Consider the following 2,519-nt stretch of genomic DNA (forward strand, 5'->3'; position numbering starts at 1 on the left):
CGGCACCTCCGCGGCCATGCTGGACCGGCTGAAGCTGGATGATGCCCGCATCGACGGGCTGATCGGCGCCCTGGAGGAACTGGCCGGACTGCCGGACCCGGTGGGCACCGTGCTGCGCGGGGAAACCCTGCCCAACGGGCTGCGCATGCGCCAGGTCAACGTGCCCATGGGCGTGGTCGGCACCATCTATGAAGCCCGCCCGAACGTGACCGTGGACATTGCCGGGCTGGCCCTGAAAAGCGGCAACGCGGTCCTGCTGCGCGGCGGTTCGGCCGCCCTGAACTCCAACCTGGCACTGGTCGGGCTGATCCGCGACGCCCTGGAGAAGGTCTCGCTACCGCGGGACATCGTAATCTCCGTGGATGAATACGGACGCCCCGGAGCCGATGCCTGATGGGGGCGCGCGGCAAGATCGACGTGCTGATCCCGCGCGGTGGACGCGAACTGATCCAGCGAGTGGTCACCACCGCCAAGGTGCCGGTCATCGAGACCGGTGAAGGCAACGTGCACATCTTCATCGACGAGTCGGCGGACACCGACACCGCCGTGGACATCCTGCTCAACGCGAAAACCCAGCGCCCGAGTGTGTGCAACACCGTGGAGACGCTGCTGATCCACCGGGACGCGGCCGCCGGACGCAGCGTGCTGGAGGAGCTGTCCAAGGCCGGGGTGCGCCTGCACACCGACCCGCGTGCCGCCGAGCTGGCCGAGGGCCTGGACCCGGTCCAGGCCGATGAGCAGGACTGGGCCAATGAATACCTGGACCTGCAAATCGCGGTGAAGGTCGTGGACGGGATCGATGAGGCCATGGAGCACATTGCCGAATACTCCAGCGGGCACACCGAGGCCATCATCACCAGCAGCCTGCAAAACTCCGAACGCTTCGTGGCCGAGGTCGACTCGGCCGCGGTGATCGTCAACGCCTCCACCCGCTTCACCGACGGCGGGCAGCTGGGCCTGGGCGCCGAGGTGGGGATCTCCACCCAGAAGATGCACGCCCGCGGGCCAATGGGGCTAGCGGAGCTGACCACCACCAAGTGGATCGTGCAGGGCGACGGGCACATCCGCAAATAGTTTCTGCAACCTGTTTTCGGTACGATGTAGAAGAACAAACTATTCACAAACGATCGATGGCAGGCCGTTGATCACCAAGAATATCTGGAGAGTTAGTTGAACGCGCTGAACCTGGCTACCGCAGCCTCCACCTCATCCCTCTCAGGCGAGACCTGGCACTGCTGATCGGTGTGGGCATTTTCGTCGCGCTGATGGTCGGCCTGCTGATCACCATGTCGTACACCAACGTCGGCAACCGCCACCAGGTGAAGCCGGAACCGCACGACATCCACCGCCAGACCAAGGTGCACGAGACCAAGCACTAGGCCCCGGTGAATTCAACAGCACAGCACCGCCCATTCCGCCTCGGCGTGATGGGCGGTACTTTTGACCCCATCCACAACGGCCACCTCGTCGCCGCCAGCGAAGTCGCTGCCGAATACGACCTGGACGAAGTGGTGTTCGTTCCCACCGGTGAGCCGTGGCAGAAGGCCGACCGGAAGGTCACCCCCGCCGAGCAGCGCTACCTGATGACCGTGATCGCCACCGCGTCCAACCCGCGCTTCACCGTCAGCCGCGTCGACATCGACCGCGAGGGGCCGACATACACGATCGACACGCTGCGCGACCTGCGGGCCGAACGCCCCACGGCGGAACTGTTCTTCATCACCGGCGCCGACGCGATGAGCCAGATCATGAGCTGGAAGAACGCCGACGAACTGTGGAACCAGGCACACTTCGTGGGGGTCACCCGTCCCGGCCACCCGATGCCGGAAGTCGCACAGTCCAGCGCCTCCGAACTGGAGATCCCGGCACTGTCGATCTCCTCCACGGATTGTCGGGCCCGCGTTGGACAGGGAAAACCGGTATGGTACTTGGTGCCGGATGGTGTGGTGCAGTACATTGCAAAATATGGGCTCTATACCGAGTCGCAGCCTGAAAGTGGCACCCAAAACACGGCATAATCACTTGGTAAGGGTGCATGCAGAAGTCTACGCGGTCGGGAGAAGGACAGGATGAGCGATAACACGCAACCGGCTTCAAGCCGGCGTGCTTTGCGTGAAAAGCGTCGGGCGGAAATGGAGGCCCTGCTGGCCAACAGCAAGGCCGAGCAGGAAGCCAGGGAACAGGCAGCCCGTGAAGAGGCAGTCAATTCCAAGAAGGCTCCGCAAACCCCTGCCGCGGCCCCAGGGAAGCAGACCTCTAAGCCTTCCTCCACCTCCGGTTCGAACACCTCTAAGCCCGCTTCGGGCGCAAAGCCCGCACCGCAGAACGCACCCAAGGCTGACGAGGCACCCAAGAAGCCTGCCAACAAGAGCGGCGCCGCCAAGGCCGCCGAGGCCAAGAAGGACACCGCCAAGAGCGGCGAAACCCAGCAGAGCGCCAAGCCTGAGGCGGCAAAAAAGGCTGCCGAGAAACCGGCCGCAACCAAGCCTGTGGCTGCCAAGCCCGCCGCGAAGCCGGCG

Annotated in this window: 2 protein-coding genes and 2 pseudogenes; all 4 read left to right on the plus strand. The window is 64.5% G+C overall.

The genetic code is table 11. The annotated features are described in order from the left end of the window. A pseudogene (locus JCM19049_RS11620) lies at positions 1–1,074 on the plus strand (glutamate-5-semialdehyde dehydrogenase); the annotation flags it as partial. 170 nt (positions 1,075–1,244) lie between these two features. Then, on the plus strand, positions 1,245–1,379 hold the full coding sequence (locus JCM19049_RS20560; RefSeq protein ID WP_279403071.1) for a hypothetical protein: 135 nt from the start codon (positions 1,245–1,247) through the stop codon (positions 1,377–1,379). Between the two features lie 6 nt (positions 1,380–1,385). Continuing rightward, on the plus strand, positions 1,386–2,018 hold the full coding sequence (gene nadD / locus JCM19049_RS11630; protein WP_279403072.1) for a nicotinate-nucleotide adenylyltransferase: 633 nt from the start codon (positions 1,386–1,388) through the stop codon (positions 2,016–2,018). Between the two features lie 51 nt (positions 2,019–2,069). Further along, positions 2,070–2,519, plus strand: a pseudogene (locus tag JCM19049_RS11635) (hypothetical protein); the annotation flags it as partial.

The sequence above is a fragment of the Arthrobacter sp. JCM 19049 genome, assembly GCF_001310435.1.